Annotated in this window: 14 protein-coding genes and 2 pseudogenes; 9 read left to right on the top strand and 7 right to left on the bottom strand. The window is 70.6% G+C overall.

The window, feature by feature from the left end; all coding sequences use genetic code 11:
* The first annotated feature begins 31 nt into the window (after window positions 1-31).
* Window positions 32-2,892, top strand: a pseudogene (locus ACX28W_RS03045) (DEAD/DEAH box helicase).
* A gap of 180 nt (window positions 2,893-3,072) precedes the next feature.
* Here ACX28W_RS03045 and atzF read toward each other — a convergent pair.
* The 4 genes from atzF to ACX28W_RS03025 all read right to left on the bottom strand — a co-directional run bounded on the left by atzF (window position 3,073) and on the right by ACX28W_RS03025 (window position 9,786).
* Complete coding sequence (gene atzF / locus ACX28W_RS03040; protein ID WP_458997176.1) at window positions 3,073-4,734, bottom strand: allophanate hydrolase; 1,662 nt, start codon at window positions 4,732-4,734, stop codon at window positions 3,073-3,075.
* Window positions 4,735-4,838: 104 nt separating this feature from the next.
* A complete protein-coding gene (locus tag ACX28W_RS03035) occupies window positions 4,839-8,354 on the bottom strand; it encodes a 5-oxoprolinase/urea amidolyase family protein (RefSeq protein WP_458997175.1) in 3,516 nt (1,171 codons plus the stop codon).
* Window positions 8,351-8,965, bottom strand: a complete 615-nt coding sequence (locus ACX28W_RS03030; RefSeq protein ID WP_458997174.1) for an urea amidolyase associated protein UAAP2 — start codon at window positions 8,963-8,965, stop codon at window positions 8,351-8,353. The genes ACX28W_RS03035 and ACX28W_RS03030 overlap by 4 nt, the downstream gene beginning before the upstream one ends.
* The gene (locus ACX28W_RS03025; RefSeq protein WP_458997173.1) at window positions 8,962-9,786 is read right to left on the bottom strand and encodes an urea amidolyase associated protein UAAP1; all 825 of its coding nucleotides are present in this window, start codon (window positions 9,784-9,786) and stop codon (window positions 8,962-8,964) included. The genes ACX28W_RS03030 and ACX28W_RS03025 overlap by 4 nt, the downstream gene beginning before the upstream one ends.
* 241 nt (window positions 9,787-10,027) lie before the next feature.
* Between ACX28W_RS03025 and ACX28W_RS03020 the strand changes: the two genes are divergently transcribed.
* The 6 genes from ACX28W_RS03020 to ACX28W_RS02995 all read left to right on the top strand — a co-directional run bounded on the left by ACX28W_RS03020 (window position 10,028) and on the right by ACX28W_RS02995 (window position 15,519).
* The gene (locus tag ACX28W_RS03020) at window positions 10,028-10,657 is read left to right on the top strand and encodes a TetR/AcrR family transcriptional regulator (RefSeq protein ID WP_458997172.1); all 630 of its coding nucleotides are present in this window, start codon (window positions 10,028-10,030) and stop codon (window positions 10,655-10,657) included.
* Window positions 10,658-10,950: 293 nt separating this feature from the next.
* A complete protein-coding gene (locus tag ACX28W_RS03015) occupies window positions 10,951-12,540 on the top strand; it encodes an ATP-binding protein (protein ID WP_458997171.1) in 1,590 nt (529 codons plus the stop codon).
* Entirely contained in the window at window positions 12,537-12,944 is a 408-nt protein-coding gene (locus ACX28W_RS03010) for a roadblock/LC7 domain-containing protein (RefSeq protein ID WP_458997170.1), read from the top strand. The genes ACX28W_RS03015 and ACX28W_RS03010 overlap by 4 nt, the downstream gene beginning before the upstream one ends.
* On the top strand, window positions 12,941-13,369 hold the full coding sequence (locus tag ACX28W_RS03005) for a DUF742 domain-containing protein (RefSeq protein ID WP_458997169.1): 429 nt from the start codon (window positions 12,941-12,943) through the stop codon (window positions 13,367-13,369). Before ACX28W_RS03010 ends, ACX28W_RS03005 begins: the two co-directional genes overlap by 4 nt.
* Window positions 13,350-13,970, top strand: a complete 621-nt coding sequence (locus tag ACX28W_RS03000) for a GTP-binding protein (protein ID WP_458997168.1) — start codon at window positions 13,350-13,352, stop codon at window positions 13,968-13,970. Before ACX28W_RS03005 ends, ACX28W_RS03000 begins: the two co-directional genes overlap by 20 nt.
* Before the next feature lie 73 nt (window positions 13,971-14,043).
* A complete protein-coding gene (locus tag ACX28W_RS02995) occupies window positions 14,044-15,519 on the top strand; it encodes a cytochrome P450 (protein ID WP_458997167.1) in 1,476 nt (491 codons plus the stop codon).
* Here ACX28W_RS02995 and ACX28W_RS02990 read toward each other — a convergent pair.
* On the bottom strand, window positions 15,513-16,454 hold the full coding sequence (locus ACX28W_RS02990; protein ID WP_458997166.1) for an RluA family pseudouridine synthase: 942 nt from the start codon (window positions 16,452-16,454) through the stop codon (window positions 15,513-15,515). The genes ACX28W_RS02995 and ACX28W_RS02990 overlap by 7 nt on opposite strands.
* A 5-nt stretch (window positions 16,455-16,459) precedes the next feature.
* Window positions 16,460-18,001 (bottom strand): amino acid permease, encoded by a 1,542-nt coding sequence (locus tag ACX28W_RS02985; RefSeq protein ID WP_458997165.1) that lies wholly within the window; start codon window positions 17,999-18,001, stop codon window positions 16,460-16,462.
* 429 nt (window positions 18,002-18,430) lie between these two features.
* Here ACX28W_RS02985 and ACX28W_RS02980 point away from each other — a divergent pair, with 429 nt between their 5' ends.
* On the top strand, window positions 18,431-18,583 hold the full coding sequence (locus ACX28W_RS02980) for a hypothetical protein (RefSeq protein ID WP_458997164.1): 153 nt from the start codon (window positions 18,431-18,433) through the stop codon (window positions 18,581-18,583).
* Between the two features lie 34 nt (window positions 18,584-18,617).
* Window positions 18,618-18,798: pseudogene (locus ACX28W_RS02975) on the top strand (ABC transporter permease); the annotation flags it as partial.
* Window positions 18,799-18,829: 31 nt separating this feature from the next.
* Here ACX28W_RS02975 and ACX28W_RS02970 read toward each other — a convergent pair.
* Complete coding sequence (locus tag ACX28W_RS02970) at window positions 18,830-19,678, bottom strand: siderophore-interacting protein (protein ID WP_458997163.1); 849 nt, start codon at window positions 19,676-19,678, stop codon at window positions 18,830-18,832.
* Window positions 19,679-19,779 lie beyond the last annotated feature (101 nt).

Genomic DNA, 19,779 nt, shown 5'->3' with positions numbered 1-19,779 from the left:
ATTCGGGGTTTCACAGCAGCGGATCCGGATATTGATCGTCCTGTTGTCAGTGGCTCCCGGTAGTCTCGAAGAACGATGACAGAGGACCTCTCACCGGCCGAGCGGTACGCGGCAGCTCGTAAGCGTGCTGTCGAGCAGGCCACCGCGCTCGCGTCCTTCCGCGAGATGTACGACTTCGGCCTCGACCCCTTCCAGATCGAGGCCTGCCAGGCCCTCGAGGCGGGCAAGGGTGTGCTCGTGGCCGCTCCCACCGGCTCGGGCAAGACGATCGTCGGCGAGTTCGCCGTCCACCTCGCCCTCCAGCAGGGCAAGAAGTGCTTCTACACGACGCCGATCAAGGCGCTCTCGAACCAGAAGTACGCCGATCTGTGCCGCCGTTACGGCGCGGACAAGGTCGGCCTGCTCACTGGCGACAACAGCGTCAACTCCGAGGCTCCGATGGTCGTCATGACCACCGAGGTGCTGCGGAACATGCTGTATGCGGGGTCACAGACCCTCCTCGGCCTCGGATATGTGGTCATGGACGAGGTGCACTACCTCTCCGACCGCTTCCGCGGCGCTGTCTGGGAGGAAGTGATCATTCACCTTCCCGAGTCGGTGACGCTGGTGTCACTTTCGGCGACCGTGTCGAACGCGGAGGAGTTCGGCGACTGGCTGGACACCGTCCGCGGCGACACCGAAGTGATCGTCTCCGAGCACCGGCCCGTTCCGCTGTTCCAGCATGTGCTGGCCGGGCGCCGGATGTACGACCTCTTCGAGGAGGGGGAGGGCAACAAGAAGGCCGTCAACCCCGACCTCACGCGCCTGGCGCGCATGGAGGCGAGCCGTCCTTCGTTGCAGGACCGCAGACGCGGCCGTGCGATGCGCGAGGCCGACCGCGAGCGCGAGCGCAGACAGCGCTCGCGGGTGTGGACGCCCGGCCGGCCCGAGGTCATCGAGCGGCTCGACGCCGAGGGCCTGCTGCCCGCCATCACCTTCATCTTCAGCCGCGCCGCCTGCGAGGCCGCCGTCCAGCAGTGCCTGTACGCGGGCCTCAGGCTGAACGACGACGAGGCGCGCGCGAAGGTCCGCGAACTCGTCGAGGAGCGCACGGCCTCCATCCCGAGCGAGGACCTGCACGTCCTGGGCTACTACGAATGGCTCGAGGGTCTGGAGCGCGGCATCGCGGCCCACCACGCGGGCATGCTGCCCACGTTCAAGGAGGTCGTCGAGGAGCTGTTCGTACGCGGCCTGGTCAAGGCCGTGTTCGCGACCGAGACCCTCGCGCTGGGCATCAACATGCCCGCCCGTTCGGTGGTGCTGGAAAAGCTCGTCAAGTGGAACGGCGAGCAGCACGCCGACATCACGCCCGGCGAGTACACCCAGCTGACCGGCCGGGCGGGACGCCGCGGCATCGATGTCGAGGGCCACGCGGTCGTGCTGTGGCAGCGCGGATTCAGCCCCGACCAGCTGGCGGGACTGGCCGGAACCCGCACCTACCCGCTGCGCTCCAGCTTCAAGCCGTCGTACAACATGGCGGTGAACCTGGTCGAGCAGTTCGGCCGACACCGCTCGCGCGAGCTGCTGGAGACGTCCTTCGCCCAGTTCCAGGCCGACAAGTCGGTCGTCGGGATCTCCCGGCAGGTACAGCGCAACGAGGAGGGCCTCGAGGGCTACAAGGAGTCCATGACCTGCCACCTCGGGGACTTCGAGGAGTACGCGCGACTGCGCCGCGAGCTCAAGGACCGCGAGACGGAGCTGGCCAAGCAGGGCGCGGCGCAGCGGCGTGCCGAGGCGGCCGTCGCGCTGGAGAAGCTCAAGCCCGGTGACATCATCCATGTCCCGACCGGCAAGTTCGCGGGCCTGGCGCTGGTGCTGGACCCCGGCCTGCCCGCCGGCCGGTCGAACGGCCATCGGGGCTTCGAGTACCACGACGGCCCGCGCCCCTTGGTGCTCACCGCCGAGCGTCAGGTGAAGCGGCTGGCCTCGATGGACTTCCCGGTGCCGGTGGAGCCGCTGGAGCGGATGCGTATCCCGAAGTCCTTCAACCCGCGCTCGCCGCAGTCCCGTCGTGACCTCGCCTCCGCCCTGCGCACCAAAGCCGGGCACATAGTCCCCGACCGGCTTCGCAAGCGGCGCTCCGAAGCGGCCGACGACCGCGAGATCGCCCGGCTGCGCACAGCGATCCGCGCGCATCCCTGCCACGGGTGCAGCGACCGTGAGGATCACGCCCGTTGGGCCGAGCGCTATCACCGGCTGCGGCGCGACACCGCACAGCTGGAGCACCGTATCGAGGGCCGGACGAACACCATCGCCCGCACCTTCGACCGGATCGTCGCCCTTCTCACCGAGCTGGACTATCTGCGCGGCGACGAGGCCACCGAGCACGGCAGGCGGCTCGCCCGGCTGTACGGCGAACTGGACCTGCTCGCCAGTGAATGCCTGCGCGCCGGTGTCTGGGATGGTCTTTCCCCGGCCGAACTGGCCGCCTGTGTCTCGGCGTTGGTGTACGAGTCCCGGGTCGGCGACGACGCGATGGCGCCGAAGCTGCCGTCGGGCAAGGCCAAGGCGGCGCTGGGCGAGATGGTCCGCATCTGGGGCCGCCTCGACGCCCTGGAGGAGGACTTCCGGATCACCCAGACCGAGGGCGTCGGCCAGCGCGAGCCGGACCTCGGCTTCGCCTGGGCGGCGTACGAGTGGGCTTCGGGCAAGGGGCTCGACGAGGTGCTGCGCGAGGCGGAGATGCCCGCCGGTGACTTCGTCCGCTGGTGCAAGCAGGTCATCGACGTACTGGGCCAGATCGCCGCCGCGGCACCCGTCTCCGGCGGCGAGGGCTCGACGGTCGCGAAGAACGCGCGCAAGGCGGTCGACGGATTGCGGCGGGGAGTCGTCGCCTACTCGTCGGTGGGCTGAGCCGCCCGGTCGCCCCGGTTCCCTGATGCGCCGCCTCCCACTCCGGGGGCGGCGCACTTTCTTGTACGGGGGCGGATGGGGAGGCCGGCGAGGGCGCGCGTTCTCCCTGTGGGCAGGGTGTGCGGGTTGGACGATCGCGGGGGTGGCTGAAGCGATGGCTGTACGCCGGGGGCCCGAGGGTCAGGTGCGCGACCGGAGGTACCCGCGCCAGCCTCCGTGCTCGGTGATGTCCTCGGCCCCTTCGAGCGCGCCGGGCTCGCACAGGAAGCCGGGCACGTGCGTGCCGTCGGCCAGCTCGACCCGGCCCAGCGCCATCGGCCGGGGCAGCGCGTCGAGCAGGCGCCCGAGGCTTTCGGCGGGCAGCCGCCACACCTCGGCCTCGATCGCGGCGCCGCCCTCGCCCACATGGACGAGGCCCGGCTTGGGCGGGGTGGTGGAGAGTGCGTGCAGGTGGTACGCGGCTGCCGTCGTGGTCGTACGCTCCAACTCCGCTCCCAGGGAGAGGAGTTGGGGGTTCAGTGGCTGGCCGGACAGGTGGGCGCCGACCACGGCGATACGCAGCCGCGGCTGGAGCAGCGCGGCGATGCGGGCGAGGCGCTCGTCGGTGAATGCCGGGCCGATCAGCATCACGCCGAAGGGCAGTCCGTCCACCGCTCCCGCGGGGGCGGCGACCGCGGCCAGGTCGAAGAGGTTCGTGGAGTTGGTGAAACGGCCCAGCCGGGCGTTGGCGCCCAGCGGGTCGGCGGCGACCTCGGCCAGTGTGGGATGGCCGGGCGCGGTCGGCAGCAACAGGGCGTCGGCGTCGCCGAGTTGGGTGAGCGCCCGGGCGCGCAGCTCGGCCAGCCGGTCCTGATCGGCGTAGAGCTGGTGCGCCGGGATGTCCCGGGCGCGGGTGATGATCCCGGCGACGGTCGGGTCGAGACCGGCTCCGCCCTCCGCGATCAGCTTGTCGACAAAGCTCCCCACGGCGGTGTAGCGCTCGGCGACGAACGCGCCCTCGTAGAGCATCGCGGCCGCCTCGGTGAACGGGGCGAGGTCGATGGTGCGCACCTCGGCCCCTGCCGCGACGAGCTGGTCGACGGCGGCCTCGTACGCCTGCGCCCAGCCCTCGTCCAGTTCGCCGAGCTGCGCCGTCGGAGGGACGGCGATACGCCATGGGCCGGGGGCCCGCTGGGGGAGTGCGGGGAGCTCCCGGCCGGACGGGGACGCCATGTACGCGAGGGCCCGCTCGGCTTCCGGGAGCGTCCGGGCGAAGACGGTCACGCAGTCGAGCGAGGCACAGGCCGGGACGACACCGGTCGTCGGAACCAGGCCGCGGGTCGGCTTCAGGCCGACGATGCCGTTGAAGGCGGCGGGGACGCGGCCCGAGCCGGCCGTGTCCGTGCCGAGGGCGAAGTCGACGATGCCCAGGGCTACGGCCACGGCCGATCCGGAGCTGGAACCGCCGCTGATCCTGGCCGGGTCCAGGGCGCCGCGCACGGCGCCGTGGGGGGAACGGGTGCCGACCAGGCCGGTGGCGAACTGGTCCAGGTTCGTGGTGCCGAGGATCAGCGCGCCGGCGGCGCGCAGGCGGGCGACGACGGGGGCGTCGGCCTCCGGGGTGTAGGCGTAGGCCGGGCAGCCGGCGGTGGTCTGCAGTCCGGCCACATCGATGTTGCCCTTCGCGGCGAAGAGCTTGCCGGCGAGGGGGAGACGTTCGCCTGCGGCGAGGCGGGCGTCGATGGCCTCGGCTTCTGTCTCGACCTCCGCCTGGGGGCGCAGGTCGATCCAGACCTCGGGGCGGGCTACGGAGTCGATGCGGGCGTAAGCCGATCGGACTCGGGTGAGAGTGGGGGACGACATCGGTGCTCCTTACCTGGGGTGGACTGTCGGCTGCGGGCAGGTGGTCGTCTGTGCCCACCCGTTCCGCCCTGCGGAACGCCTGCCCACAGACGACGGGGCCGGTTTCAATGTGCCGGCGCGAGAACCAGCAACGCCGTGCCCGCCTCCACCTGGGCGCCCGGCTTGGTGAGGATCTCCGCCACCACTCCGTCCATCGGGGCGGGCACCCGGGACTCCATCTTCATGGCCTCCAGGGCCAGCAAAGGCTGGCCGGTGGTGACCCGGTCACCCGGGCGGACGTTCAACTGCCAGACGGACGCGGCGAACTCGGCCTCGATCAGGCGGCCGCCCGCCGGGACGGTCACCTCGACGGGGGCAGCCGCGGGCGCGGACACGGCGTCCGCCCGGGCGAACTCGCCCGCCGCCTCCCAGGCATCACGCTCCGCGGCGAACGCGGTGCCCTGCCGGGCCCGGAACTCCGCGATGGAGTCGGCGTCGGCGGCGAGGAAACCCTCGTACTCGGCCAGTGAGAACTCGCCCTCCTCGATCCGGGGCACGAACCGCCCCGAGACGATGTCGGCGCGCAGGTCGAGGAGTTCGTCGGGCTCGACGGCGTACCACTTGATGCGGTCGAAGAAGCGCAGCAGCCAGGGCGAGCCCGGCTCGAACGCGCCGCGCTGCTGCCAGCCCGACCACACCTGGGTCGTACGGCCCACGAACTGGTAGCCGCCCGGGCCCTCCATCCCGTAGACGCAGAGGTATGCCCCGCCGATGCCCACCGAGTTCTCGGCCGTCCAGGTGCGCGCCGGGTTGTACTTGGTGGTGACCAGGCGGTGCCGCGGGTCCAGGGGTGTCGCCACCGGCGCGCCCAAGTACACGTCGCCCAGGCCGAGTACGAGATACTCCGCGTCGAACACCGTGCGGTACACGTCGTCCACGGAGTCCAGGCCGTTGACGCGGCGGATGAACTCGATGTTCCACGGGCACCAGGGCGCGTCGTCGCGGACGCCCGCCATGTAACGGGCGATCGCCTCCCGGGTGGCCGGGTCGTCCCAGGACAGGGGGAGGTGCACCGTGCGGGAGGGGACGACCAGTTGGTCGCTCGGCGGGAGCGTCCGCGTGATCTCCCGTACCGTCGCGAGGAGGTCGCGCTGCGGCAGCCGGTGCGGGTCGGTCTGGATCTGGAGGGAGCGGATGCCCGGAGTGAGGTCCGTGACGCCGTCGAGACCCGCCTCGGCCACCGCCTCCATCAGCGCGTGGACGCGCATCCGCAGGGCCAGGTCCAGTTGCATGGGGCCGAATTCGACCAGCAGGTTGTCGTCGCCGCTGCGGCGGTACGTCACGTCGCCGTCCCGCGCGAGCACCCCGCCGTCCACGATCGCGGGCCGCGCCGAGCCGTCCTCGGCGAGCGGCGCGAAGCGCACCGTGTCACCAGGACGGAACTGGCCGAGCTTCCAGCGCTCCGTGCTGACGACCGTCGCCGGGCAGACGAAGCCACCCAGCGAGGGACCGTCCGGGCCGAGCAGCACCGGCATGTCACCCGTGTAGTCGACGGCGCCGACCGAGTAGGGCGTGTCGTGGATGTTGGACGGGTGCAGACCCGCCTCACCGCCGTCGGTGCGCGCCCAGCGGGGCTTAGGCCCGACCAGCCGTACGCCGGTGCGCGCCGAGTTGAAGTGGACCTTCCAGTCGGCGGCGTAGAAGTCGTGGATGTCGTCCTCGGTGAAGAACTCCGGCGCGGCATGCGGGCCTTCGAGCGCGCCCACCTGCCAGGCGGCGCCGAAGACCGGACGGTCCCCGGGCGCCACCGGGCCGCCCGAGTCGGTGACGGACCCGCCGTGCAGCACGTCACCCGTCCGCAGCGCCCGCCCGCCGTGCCCACCGAACCGGCCCAGCGTGAAGGTGGACGCACTGCCGAGGAACGCCGGCACGTCCAGGCCCCCGCCCGCGAACAGGACGTACGTGCGCAAGCCGTGTTCGGCGGGGGCGCCGACCTGCAGCAGCGCACCCGCGGGCACGGTCACTGGCTCCCACTGCGCGACGGCCGCGCCGTCCACGGTGACCGGTGCCGGAGCGCCCGTGACGCAGACCGTCGTGGCGTGGCTGAAGCGCAGGGCCGGCCCCTGAAGCGTGCACTCCAGGCCCGGCGCGCCCTCATGGTTGCCGAGCGCCCGGTTGCCGAGCCGGAAGGACAGGTCGTCCATCGGGCCGCACGGCGGCACACCCACCTGCCAGTAGCCGGTGCGCCCCGGCCAGTCCTGCACAGTGGTGAGCGTTCCGCCGGAGACGACCTCGACGCGCGCGGTGGGATCGGTGACACCCGTGAGCGTGGCCGTCGAGTGTGTCGCCCGCCGGAAGGAGCCGTCGGCGAGCGCCGCCCGCACCAGCCCCAGATTCGTCTCGATGCCGTCCACGCGAGTGCGGGCCAGCGCCTCGTCGAGGCGTTCCAGGGCGTGCGCCCGGTCCGATCCGTACGCGATGACCTTCGCGAGCATCGGGTCGTACGACGTGGTCACCTCGGTGCCTGTCTCCACCCAGCCGTCCACGCGGACGCCGCCGGGGAACTCGACCCGGGTCAACAGGCCCGCGCTCGGCCGGTGTTCGCGCGAGGGGTCCTCCGCGTACACGCGGGCCTCGACGGCATGACCGCGGGGCGCACCCGGATCCCGAACGACCTCCGACTCGCCGCGCGCGAGCCGCAGCATCCAGGCGACGAGATCGACCCCGTAGATCTCCTCGGTGACAGGATGCTCCACCTGGAGGCGGGTGTTGACCTCCAGGAAGTACGCCTCCTCGCGCGCGGCGTCGTAGACGAACTCGACCGTGCCGGCCGAGCGGTAGACCACCGAGGCGCACAAGTCACGTGCTGCCGTGGTGAGTTGTTCACGCACGTGGGGCGGCAGCCCGGGAGCAGGGGCCTCCTCCAGGACCTTCTGGTTGCGGCGCTGGAGTGAGCAGTCGCGGTCCCCGAAGGTGACCACGCGGCCCCGGCCGTCGCCGAAGACCTGCACCTCCACATGGCGGGCGTTTTCGACCAGCCGCTCCAGGAAGACCCCGGCCGAGGAGAAGGAGGCCGCGGCGACGCGCTGCACACGCTCCCAGGCCTCGGTCAGTTCGTCGGCCGATCGACATGCCGACATGCCGATGCCACCGCCGCCGCCGGTGGCCTTCAGCATCACGGGATAACCGATGAGGGCGGCTGCTTCCAGAGCGTCCGGAAGACCGGCGAGCAGCCCGGTGCCCGGGGCCAGCGGTACCCCGGCCGCTTCGGCCGCCGCCCGCGCCGTGTGCTTCGCCCCGAACAGCTCCAGCTGCTCCGGCGTCGGACCCACGAACACGATCCCGGCGTCCTCGCAGCGCCGTGCGAACGCCGCGTCCTCGGAGAGGAAGCCGTACCCGGGGTGGATCGCCCCGGCCCCGGTGTCCTTGGCCGCCTTCAGGACCAGGTCGGCGTCGAGGTACGACTCCTTGGCGGGCGCGGGGCCGAGGCGTACGGCCTCGTCGGCGAGGCGGACGTGGGGCGCGGAGCGGTCGGGGTCGGAGTACACGGCGACCGTGCGCAGCCCGAGTTCGCGGGCCGTGCGGATGATCCGCACCGCGATCTCGCCCCGGTTGGCGACCAGCAGTGTGTCGAAGCTCATGCGGGGGCCCCGATGCTCGTCTCCACGGCCGTCGGCTCGAAGCCGTTGCAAGGGTTGTTGATCTGCGGGCAGTTGGACACCAGCACGATCACCTCGCGCTCGGCGCGCAGCGTCAGCTTCAGCCCCGGGGCCGAGATGCCGTCGACGATGCCGAGGGTGCCGTCCTTCTCGACCGGCACGTTCATGTACCAGTTGATGTTCGAGACGAGGTCGCGCTTGCCCAGGCCGTATGTGGCGCCCTCCGCGAGGAAGTTGTCCACGCAGGCGTGCTGGGACCAGGTGTGATGGCCGTACCGGAGGGTGTTCGACTCCTTGGAGCAGGCGCCGCCGACCGTGTCGTGGCGGCCCACCTCGTCCTCGATCACGGTCATCAGCGGGGTGTGCTCGTTGGACATGAGCACGCTGCCGGTGGTGAGGAAGAGGTTGCCCTGCGCCTGGATCGTGTCGGGGGCGCTGTAGCGGACGGCGGTGTCGTGGGCGTCGTACACCAGGAAGTCGACGGCCTGGTTGCCGTGCAGGTCGGTGATGGTGAGCGTCTCTCCTGCGCGGACGACGGCGGACCAGGCGGCCCGGGCCGGCACGACGGTCCTTCGTGCGGTTGCGTCGGTCATGCGATCCCCCTCGCGGCAAGGAACTCGGTGGTGTTCAGGAAGGCGCGGCGGCCCTCGGGCGTGGCCTCCCACAGCGGGTCGCCCGGCGCGGTCGCCGCCGCGCGCCACGCGAGGACCTCCAGCGGAGTGCTGACGTACTCCGTACGGGGGTCGGCGGGATGCGGCACGTTCGCGATCAGCACGGTGACGTCCTGCTCGGCGCGCAGGGTCACGCTGCCGCCGGGACCCGCCGAACCGGTGAAGTCCACAGAGCCGTCGTCGCGTACCTCCACGCCCTGGAAGAAGGAGAGCGACGGCGGCAGATCGCGCGGCTGAAGGCCGTTCTTGGCGGCGGCCAGCTTGAACAGCTCGCGCCCGGCGGGGGAGGCGGACTGCGGCGTCCCGTCGCCGTAGCGCGCCGTGTTGCGTACGAGCGTGGAGGTGCCGCACAGCGCGTCGTGCCGTCCGGAGGTGTCGGCGAGCACGGAGGCGAGCACGCGGCCCTGGTCGGAGAGGAGCAGCTGCCCCTCGCCCAGGTAGGCGTTCCACTGGACCTTGACCGTGTCCGCCACGTTCAGGCGCTCCCACGGGCGGTCGGCGACGTACAGCAGGAGGTGCGCGCAGGCGTCGCCGGTGCGGTCGGTCAGCCGGAGCTCCGTGCCGCGGGCCAGCACCTTGTGCGTGTAGTTGCCGCCCGCCACCGTCTCCGCCCACACCAGGTGGCCCGCCTCGCAGGGCGGCGCGGGCCAGTCGCTCGCGGGGACGACGGGCATGGCCTCGGTGCGGGTGCCCTCCTGGGAGCGGGCGTGGTCGCGTGCTCCGTATGTGGTTGCTGTCGCCATCGCGGGTCCTCCGGCTCCGGGGTCATTTCTGTCGCGTGACAGAAATTAGGAGCGGGGAGGTTCGGTGCCGTGTCTCTTGCGTTGCCGTGCGGTTACGGATCCCTCACCGTGATTGTTCTCGGTTGGCAGCTGCGGGCCGTCCGTGGCTGGTCGCGCCCACGCGGTGGAGCCGCATATGTCACGGCCCGGCGCCCTTCGGGGCGCCGATCCGTACCGGAGTTCATGTGCGAGGATCGAACGTATGGGAACCGGCGATGGTGGGCGACGGGTCGGGCGGCCGCGGGTGGCGCAGCGGCCGGACAGTGGTCTGTCGCCGCGGGACGAACTGCTGGACGCCGCCGCCGAGTTGTTCACGACGCGCGGCTACGCGGCCACCACCACCCGCGCCGTCGCCGAGCGGGCGGGCATGCGGCAGGCGTCCATGTACCACTACGTCTCCGGCAAGGAGGAGCTGCTCGCCGAGCTCCTGGAGTCCACGGTCACGCCCTCGCTGGCTCTCGCCCGGGAACTCCTCGCGGACGACGCGGCTCCGCCCGAGGACCGGCTGTGGGAACTGTGCCGCACCGACGTGGAGTTGCTCTGCGGGGGCCCGCACAATCTCGGCGGGTTGTACCTGCTGCCCGAGGTGCGCACCGAGCGCTTCGCCGGCTTCCATGCCGTACGGGCCGAACTCAAGGGCACCTACCGGCAGTTGCTCGCCGCGACGCAAGCGGGGGGCGCGCTCGCCAAGAGTGAGCTCGATCTGCGGACAGATCTGTTGTTCGGTCTCATCGAAGGAGTGATTCTCGTGCATCGCTCCGACCCGGAGCGGCCCGTGTCCGCGTTCGCCGAAGCCACCGCCGACGCGGCGCTGCGGATCGCCGGAATCTGACATACCGCCCGGTGAGGGTGTGTTTTCCGCATGCCCGTCCGACGTTACTCACCGTGTGTGAACGGATCCCGAGCGTGCAAATGGGGCCGAGCGTACTCCTGCCGCAAGGGCGATTTCAGGTGCTTGCTGAATATGACACGGCGTTGATCCGGTCGGACTAAGCTCGCCCGCAGCGCACCGAGTTGAGATGTATTCGTGCGCTTGTTCCCAAAAGTTCCGAAGATTCAGTTTGACCATGCCGTTTCCCCCACAAACTCCCCCACCCCCCAGCCGATTTGTCTCAGAGGGCATACATGGTGAGTGTTCAATCGCCTCCCGGTGGCCGTGAACTTCCCTACGCGCGCGTGTTGTTGCCGCCCGCCATACTGATGGCGGCGGTGACCGGGGCCGCCGTCGCCGTGGTGACGGGCCCGGCCCGGGCAGCCGTCGGCTGGTGCGGCGGCATCGCGACGCTGCTGGTGATCGCCGTCGCGGGCGAAGCCGTACGCCGTGGTCGCGTCGCCCGTGACCTGCGCGCCGAGCTCGCCCGCCGGACCGAGCACCTCGAACAGCGCATCGCCGCCCACGACCAGGAGTTCGTGCGCTTCCGCACGGACGTCCTGCCCGTCGGGCTCCGCCGCATGAACGGCGGTACGAACGCCGGGGACGTGGCCCGCACCTTCGGCGGCGACCACCCGGGCGAGCACGACATCCCCGAGTCGCAGCGGGACCTGCTGCGCACCGTGCTCCGGATCATCGACGACGAGCAGTTGCTGCGCGACTCCGCCGCGCGCTCCTTCGTCAACATCGGCCGGCGTGTCCAGGCGCTCATCCACCAGCAGTACAACGAACTCCGCGAGATGGAGGAGGACCACGGGCGCAACCCCGAGGTCTTCGACGACCTGCTGCGTATCGACCACGGCACCGCGCTGATCGGCCGCCTCGCCGACTCCATCGCCGTGCTCGGCGGTGGCCGCCCGGGACGCAACTGGCCCCAGCCCGTCTCGCTGTTCAGCACCATGCGCGGCGCGATGTCCCGGATCCTCGAGTACCGCCGCATCGAGCTGCACTCGATGCCCGACGTCGCCATCAACGGCATCCACGTCGAACCGGTCATCCACGCCGTCGCCGAACTCCTCGACAACGCGACGCGCTATTCGCCGCCGACCACCAAGGTGCATCTCACCGCGGTCGTCGTGCAGACCGGTGTCGCCATCGAGATCGAGGACTCCGGCGTCAGCTTCAGCGACGAGGCCCGCCAAAAGATGGAGGAGCTGCTTCGGAAGGCCGGGGAAGGAGTCGACGTCAACGTCCTCGGCGAGGCCCCCCGGCTGGGCATGGCCGTCGTCGGACGGCTCTCGAAGACGTACAACATGAAGATCTCGCTCAGGCAGTCCGCGTACGGCGGTGTCCGAGCCGTCGTCGTCGTGCCGAGCAACATGCTCACCAAGGACCCCGCCGTCGGTATCGCGCACGGCATCGGCGTGAACTCCCTGTCGATCCCGGACACCGACGGAGTCGAGGGGCCCAACCGCAAGCCGAAGAAGCGCCGCCCGACCACCGGACCTCGGATCCCCGGCTCGCACGACGGCATGGGCGACGACGACGTCCCCGTGGTCACCGAGTGGACGGCCAACGGTCTGCCGCAGCGCCGCAGCAGGGTCAAGGTCCCGCTCAGCCAGCGGATCGCGGAGGCCAGGGCCGCCGAGGCGGCGGCCGAGGCAGCGGCAGCCGCGGCGCCCGTCTGGGCCGCCGAGCCCGCCCCGAAGGAGGAGCAGCCCCCACCGGGGATGTGGGTCGAGGCGTTCATGGCAGGGCTCAAGGGCGACCCGGACCCGAACGCATTCACCACGAACCATCAGCCGGCCGCTGCTGAGGCCGATGACGAGGGGGACCTCAAGTGATCCAGCAGATGGGCAACTTCGACTGGATGCTCAAAGATCTCGCCGACGGTGTACCGGGCATCGAGCAGATCGTGGTGCTCTCCGCCGACGGACTGCGCATCGCCCGCTACGGCGGTGACCCGGACGCCGCCGACCGTGTTGCCGCGGCCTGCGCGGGACTGCAGAGCCTGGCCGGAGCCGTCGCCGGCGAGATCCGCCGCGGCGGCGGCGCGATGCGCATGGTCATCATCGAGATCGACACCGGCTACTTCTACCTGATGTCCGCGGGAGCCAACGCCTATCTCGCGGTGCTCGCCAACCTGGCCGCCGAGCCCGGACTGATGAGCAACCGCATGCGTGACCTCGTCGCACGGATCGGCGCCCATCTGACCAGTCCGCCGCGGCGCAACGGGCAGACCGTATGACTCCTCCGCAACGCCGACGGCGCTACCCCAAGGAAGAGCCACCCCCCGAGCTCCCTCAGGAGCAGCCGCCCCAAGAGGCCGACGAACAAGTCCCCAAGAGCCCCGGGCGCTTGTACCTGCTCACCGGCGGGGGTGACAGCGGCGAGCGCGCCGAGATCGACCTGGTCACCTTAATCGTGGCGCGCGCCGACTCGCCGTCGCCCACCACCCAGCCGGAGCAGTCGGCGCTGCTCCGGCTCTGCAAGGCCCCTCTGTCCGTGGCCGAGCTCTCGGCCTACCTCAATCTGCCGTTCAGCGTGGTGACCGTCCTGCTCACCGAGCTGCTGGCGGCCGAACTGGTACAGGCGCGCGCCCCGATCGTCCGCTCGGCGCTCCCCGACCGTTCCCTCCTCGAAGCGGTGATGCATGGACTTCAAAAGCTCTGACACGATCCCGGGCCCTCGCGTCGAGGACCATCTGCCGCACACGGCGACGGCCGCCGTGAAGATCGTGATCGTGGGCGGTTTCGGAGTCGGCAAGACGACCATGGTGGGCTCGGTCAGCGAGATCAAGCCGCTGACCACCGAGGAGACCATGACGCAGGCCGGCATCGGCGTCGACGACAACTACGGCTCGGAGTCCAAGACGGCCACCACCGTCGCCATGGACTTCGGCCGCATCAGCATCACCGAACAGCTGGTGCTCTACCTCTTCGGCACCCCCGGCCAGGAACGCTTCTGGTTCCTGTGGAACGGCCTCTTCGAGGGCGCGCTCGGCGCGGTCGTCCTGATCGACACCCGCCGGCTGGAGGTCAGCTTCGACGTGATCGGCCGCCTGGAGGAACGCGGTGTGCCGTTCGTCATCGCCATAAACGACTTCCCGGACGCGCCCGGCTACCCGATCGAGGACCTGCGCACCGCGCTCGACCTGTCCGAGGAGATCCCGATCGTGAAGTGCGATGCGCGCCGTCGCGCCTCCAGCCGGGACGTCCTGATGACGCTCATGCGCTTCCTGCACTCGCTGGCGATCACCTCGCCGCGCACCTGATCCCCTAGGCCCGCTGTGCCCCGCACGCCAACCCCCAAGACACCGGATCCACTTCAGTTTCGGAGCGATCACCGTGACGTCTGAATCCCACTCCCCGGCCGGTATGGACGGCCTTGCGCTCGACCCGCCACCCGGCTGCCCCGCCCACGGCCTCGGTTCCGGCGGACTGCACCGGCTCCACGGCCCCGAGGCCGAGGACCTGGGAGCCCTGTACGAGAAACTCCGCGAGGAGCACGGTCCGGTCGCCCCCGTGCTGCTCCACAATGACGTGCCGATTTGGGTGGTGCTCGGCCACAGCGAGAACCTGCACATGGTGAGCAACCCCACCCACTTCTCCCGGGACAGCCGGCTGTGGACCGCCGTCCAGGACGGCACGGCCGGCCCCGACCACCCGCTCGCGCCGCACATCGCCTGGCAGCCCATCTGCTCCCACGCCGAGGGCGACGAACATTTGCGGCTGCGCGGCGCGGTCATGGGCGCCATGTCGACCATCAACCACCGCACCATCCGGCGGTACATCAACCGCGCGACCCAGATTCTCGTCAACCGGTTCTGCGAGAAGGGCCGGGCCGAGCTGGTCAGCCAGTTCACCGAGCACCTTCCGATGGCCGTGCTGTGCGAGATCCTCGGCATGCCCGACGAGTACGACGAGCGTCTGGTGCAGGCCACCCGTGACCTGCTCAAGGGCACCGAGACCGCGATCGCCAGCAACGAGTACGTCATGAACATCCTGATCCGGCACACCGCCCGTCGCCGGCTCCGGACCGAGGAGGACTTCACCAGCCACCTGATCAACCACCCGGCCCAGCTCACCGACGACGAGGTCGCCCAGCATCTGCGTCTGGTGCTGCTCGCCGCGTATGAGGCCACGGCCAACCTCCTCGCCAACGTGCTGCGTGTGGTGCTCATCGACCCGCGCTTCCGCACCCGGTTGAACGGCGGGCAGATGACGGTCCCCGAGGCGGTCGAGCAGTCCCTGTGGGACGAGCCGCCGTTCAGCGCCGTCCTCGGCTACTTCGCCAAGCAGGACACGGAGTTGGGCGGCCGACGCATCCGCCGGGGCGACGGTCTGATCCTCGGCATCGCGCCGGGCAACATCGACCCCCGGGTGCGCCCCGATCTCAAGGCCAGCATGATGGGCAACCGCTCCCACCTCGCCTTCGGCGGCGGGCCCCACGAGTGCCCGGGCCAGGACATCGGCCGCGCCATCGCCGATGTCGGCGTCGAGGCACTGCTGCTGCGCCTGCCCGACGTCGAACTCGACTGCGACGAGGACGAGTTGCGCTGGCGGTCGTCGATGTCCTCGCGACATCTGGTGGAGCTTCCGGTGTACTTCGAGCCGAGGTCGCCGCAGGCGGTCCATGACGTACCCACCATCCAAGCGGTCCCGCCGCAGCGGACGAACTGGCAGGTCCCGGTGGAGCCGCCGACGGCGCCCGCCCCGCAACCCGCCCAGCATCCCGCGCCGCCCCAGCCGACGCCGGCACCGGAACCCGTACGCCGACTCGGCGCCTGGCAGCGCTTCGTGCTCTGGTGGCGGGGTTACTGAGCCCAGTCGTCGTACGACGTCCAGGCCCGCAGCACCCGTTCGCTGACGAACCGATGTGCCCGCCCCGTGACCGGATCGGTGAACTCCAGCGTCCGCGCCAGCAGTTGGAGCGGACGCCGGAAGTCACCGGCCGGGACGGGGCCGGTCACTACCGGGTAGAGCGGATCGCCCAGGATGGGCACGCCCAACGCGTCCATGTGCACGCGGAGTTGGTGCGTCTGCCCGGTGCTGGGCGTCAGACGGTAGCGTCCCACTCCGTCGCGGTGCTCGCTCAACTCGACCCGGCTGACGGCGTTCGGCTCGCCCGCCACCTCCCGCGCGGCCATCACCCCCCGCTCCTTCACGATCCGGCTGCGGACGGTGCGCGGCAGGTCGAGCCCCGCGTCGTACGGGGCCACCGCCTCGTACTCCTTCCCGACAAGTTTGTCGCGGAACAGGGACTGGTAGGCGCCGCGCTCATCGGGCCGCACGGTGAACAGAACGAGGCCCGCGGTGAGGCGGTCGAGGCGATGCGCGGCGCCGAGCATCGGAAGGTCCAGCTCCCGCCGCAGCCGGGCCAACGCGGTCTCGGCGACATGGCTGCCGCGCGGGGTGGTGGCGAGGAAGTGCGGCTTGTCGGCGACGACGATGTGCTCGTCGCGGTACACCACGTCGAGCTCGAACGGCACCCGCTCCTCGTCGGGCAGCTCCCGGTGGAACCACACGAACATCCCCGGCACATAGGCCGCGGCGGCCGTCAGCGGCCGCCCGTCCTCCCCGACGATCAGTCCGTCGCCGATCATGCCGTCGATCACCCCGGCCCCCGCCGCGAGCCGCTCCACCAGATGCTCCCGCACGGTGGCCCACTCCCCGCTCTGCGGCAGCTTGATCCGCACGGGGTCCACCCCGTCGCGCTGCGGCAGGGGAGAGGGCGGGATCCGGGGCTTGCGTCTCATCACGATCAAGCGTACGAGGCAGGAACCTCAGCCGCGTGCACGCGTTGTGCACGCAGCAGCCGGTACACCGCTCCGATCCCTACCGTGACCAGCAAGAACAACACCGTGAACCACTGGAAGTACCAGTGCCCGCCCGTCGGGTCGTACACCGCGGCGCGTGGCCAGGCGAGGTTGACGCTCATGAACAGGCCGTAGAGGAGGGCGATCGCGTTGACGGGGACGCCCCAGCGGCCCAGGGAGAAGAGCGGGGCGCCCGTCTCGTCGGTGCCGTCGGCGGTGAACTCTCCGCGCAGCCGGCGTACCAGCAGCGGCCCGGTCACCATCGCGTAGGCCAGGTACAGCATCACGATGCAGGTGGTGCCGATCGCCAGAAAGGCATCCGGGGAGGCGAAGTTGAGGAGCAGAAGGGCGGCGGCGAGGACGCCGACGACCAGGGCGGGGGCGCTGGGCATGCCGGTGCGCGGGTTGACCTTGGCGAGTCGGCGGGAGAAGGGGAGTTGGCCGTCGCGGGCCATCGAGAAGAGCATCCGGCAGGCGGACGTCTGGATCGCCAGGGTCGCCACCGCGATGGCCACCACCACATCGGCGAGCAGCGCGCGGCCGACCCCGTCGCCGAGGCTGCTGGTCAGCACGTAGCTCAGGCCGTCGACGCCCAGGCGCCCGTCCGTCAGGCTGGGCGCCGCCAGCAGTCCGCCGAGGACGATCAGGCCGCCGAGCAGGCCGGCGGCACCGAGCGCGGTGAGGATCGTACGGGGCGCGGTACGGCGTGGGTTGTGGGTCTCCTCGCTCATCTCGCCCGCGCTGTCGAAGCCGATCATCACGTACGCCGCCATGAAGGAGCCCACCATCAGCGCCCCGAGGATGCCGGTGCTGCCCTCGCCGGTGTGGAAGGTGATGCCGGGTGAGCGCTCGGAGTGGGTGAGCAGGAGCACGATGATCAGGACGGCGCCGATGATCTCGGCGGTCACGCCGACCCGGTTGATCACGGACATCACGCGGTTGTCGACGATGTTCACCAGCGTGGTCAGGACCAGCAGGATGACGCCGAGGACAGCGGCGTTGGCCGCGCCGTCGGGGCTGGTGGGCGCCGGATCGCTGCCCACCAGCTGGAAGCCGGACCAGATCGCCGGCAGTACCATCTGCAGTGCGAGCGCCGCCGCAGCGACGACCACGATCTGACCGATCACCATGATCCAGCCGGCGAACCATCCGAAGGACGGGGTCGACAGGCGTGTCGACCACTGGTAGATCGCGCCCGAGATCGGATAGCGCGCGGCCAGCTCCGCGAAGCACGCGGCGACCAGCAACTGGCCCACCAGCACGGCCGGCCAGGTCCAGAAGAAGACCGGGCCGCCGAACGCGTACCCGAAGGCGAAGAACTGGAAGACGGTCGTCAGCACGGAGATGAAGGAGAACCCGGCGGCGAACGAGGCATACCGGCCGAGGCTGCGGTGCAGCTCCTGGCGGTAGCCGAACTCGGTCAGCGAGCCGTCGCCGGGGGACTCCGGCGGATCGGGGCGTACGTCGGAGCGGGCGGTGGTCGTCACGGTGGCACCTGCCTTCGGCGCAGGGAGCGGATTCCCGGCGGATGTGGTCCGGCCGGATGAATTCCTGTCGGGTGACAGAAATTAGGGAGACCCTGTTTCGCTCGCGTGACGCGACCGTGTCCGCGCCGGGCCTAACTCCTCACGCTCTTGCAGGCCATGGTGAATCGCGATATATCGTGATCATGGATGCCGGACGTGAAGAGGCGACGCAATGGCTGTCGGACCTGCTCGCCGTCCCGGCGCACGAGTATCCGATCTTCGAGGCCGCGCTCTCGCTGATGGGCGTGCTCCACCCCGACGAGGTGGCCCCACTGCCGGCGGAGCGGCTGAACATGCTGGAGGTGCGGGCCGCGAGACTGCGCGGCGGCCTGGAGAAGCTCAACGAGACGTTGCCCCGACTCTTCGTGATCGTCCGAGTATCAACTGCACATGATCGAGGCGGAGGCCCAGTGGGTCCGCGGCTTCCTGGCGGAGGTCACGGCCGGAACGTTTCCCGACGTCAAGGAGTGGCGGTCCTTCAGCGAGACGGGGGAGGTCCCCGCGGAGTACCTGAAGCTGGAAGGCGGCGTCGAGAGACCGTAGCCGTCGCCGAGAAGACGGACGCCGACCAAGGGAACCACACGGGATGCGGAACATCGCCGACCTCAACCCGCTCAACTGGGCGATGGTGGCGCGCCGTTCGGCGATGTCCGAGAATCCCGACTGGGGTGATGAGCTCGGGCGTGCTGCTCGTGCTGGCCGTGGCGGCGGTATGGCTGTCGACCCGTACCGTCAGGTCGTATCAGCGATCCGTGTGACCCGGTGGGTCGTGCGGCGTGACCCGGTAGGTCAGGAGGCGGCCGGTGCGGTCGCCTCCTGCTCCGCCTCCACCTGCGCGTTCCACTCCCGCTTGGTCGCCTGCCAGCCGTCCTCGTTGTGCCCGAGGCGCCAGTAGCCGGAGATCGACAGATCCTCGCGCGAGATGTCGCGCTCCACCCGCAGCAGGTGGCGCAGTTCCTTCACGAAGCCAGCCTCGCCGTGCACGAACGCGTGCACCCGGCCCGCCGGGAACTCGAGGGCGCGTACGGCCTCCGTCAGGGCCTGGCCGAGGGGCCGGTCCCCGCGGTGCAGCCAGACGACATCCACGTCGCAGTCGACCTTCTGCTCCTCCTCGGGCCCGGAGACCTCCACGAAGGCGTGGGCCACGGCGTCGTCCGGCAGCGCCTCCAGGGCGGCGGCGATCGCGGGCAGAGCGCTCTCGTCACCGGCGAGCAGATGCCAGTCGGCGCTCACGTCCGGCGCGTACGCGCCACCAGGACCCATGAACCGCACCATCTCGCCCGGCTGGACGCGCGCCGCCCACGGCCCGGCGAGGCCCTCGTCGCCGTGCACCACGAAGTCGAGCGTCAGCTCGCGCTGCTCGGGGTCCCAGGCGCGCACGGTGTACGTCCGGGTCACGGGCCACTGGTCGCGCGGGAACTCCGCACGGATCCGCTCCAAGTCGAACGGCTCGGGATAGGTGACGCCTTCCGGGCCGAACAGCAGCTTGACGTAATGATCGGTGCTGGTGCCCGCGGTGAACGCTGCGAGGCCCTCGCCGCCGAGGACCACACGCTGCATGTGCGGCGTCAACCGCTCGGTCCGCACGACCCGCGCGGAGTGGGGCTTCCTGGGCCCGCGTGCCGGACGCTCTGCCATGACGGCCTCCCTGTTCCTGTGCTTAGGCTTACCTAAGTTAGCACTCATCTCCTATTTAACGCCGCTGTCGTGAGAAGTCGATGAATGCCGGTGTCGGGGGC

This window comes from Streptomyces sp. SD15 (assembly GCF_054462255.1).
Note: the sequence above shows the minus strand (reverse complement) of the source record. Positions and strands in the feature narration are given on the sequence as shown.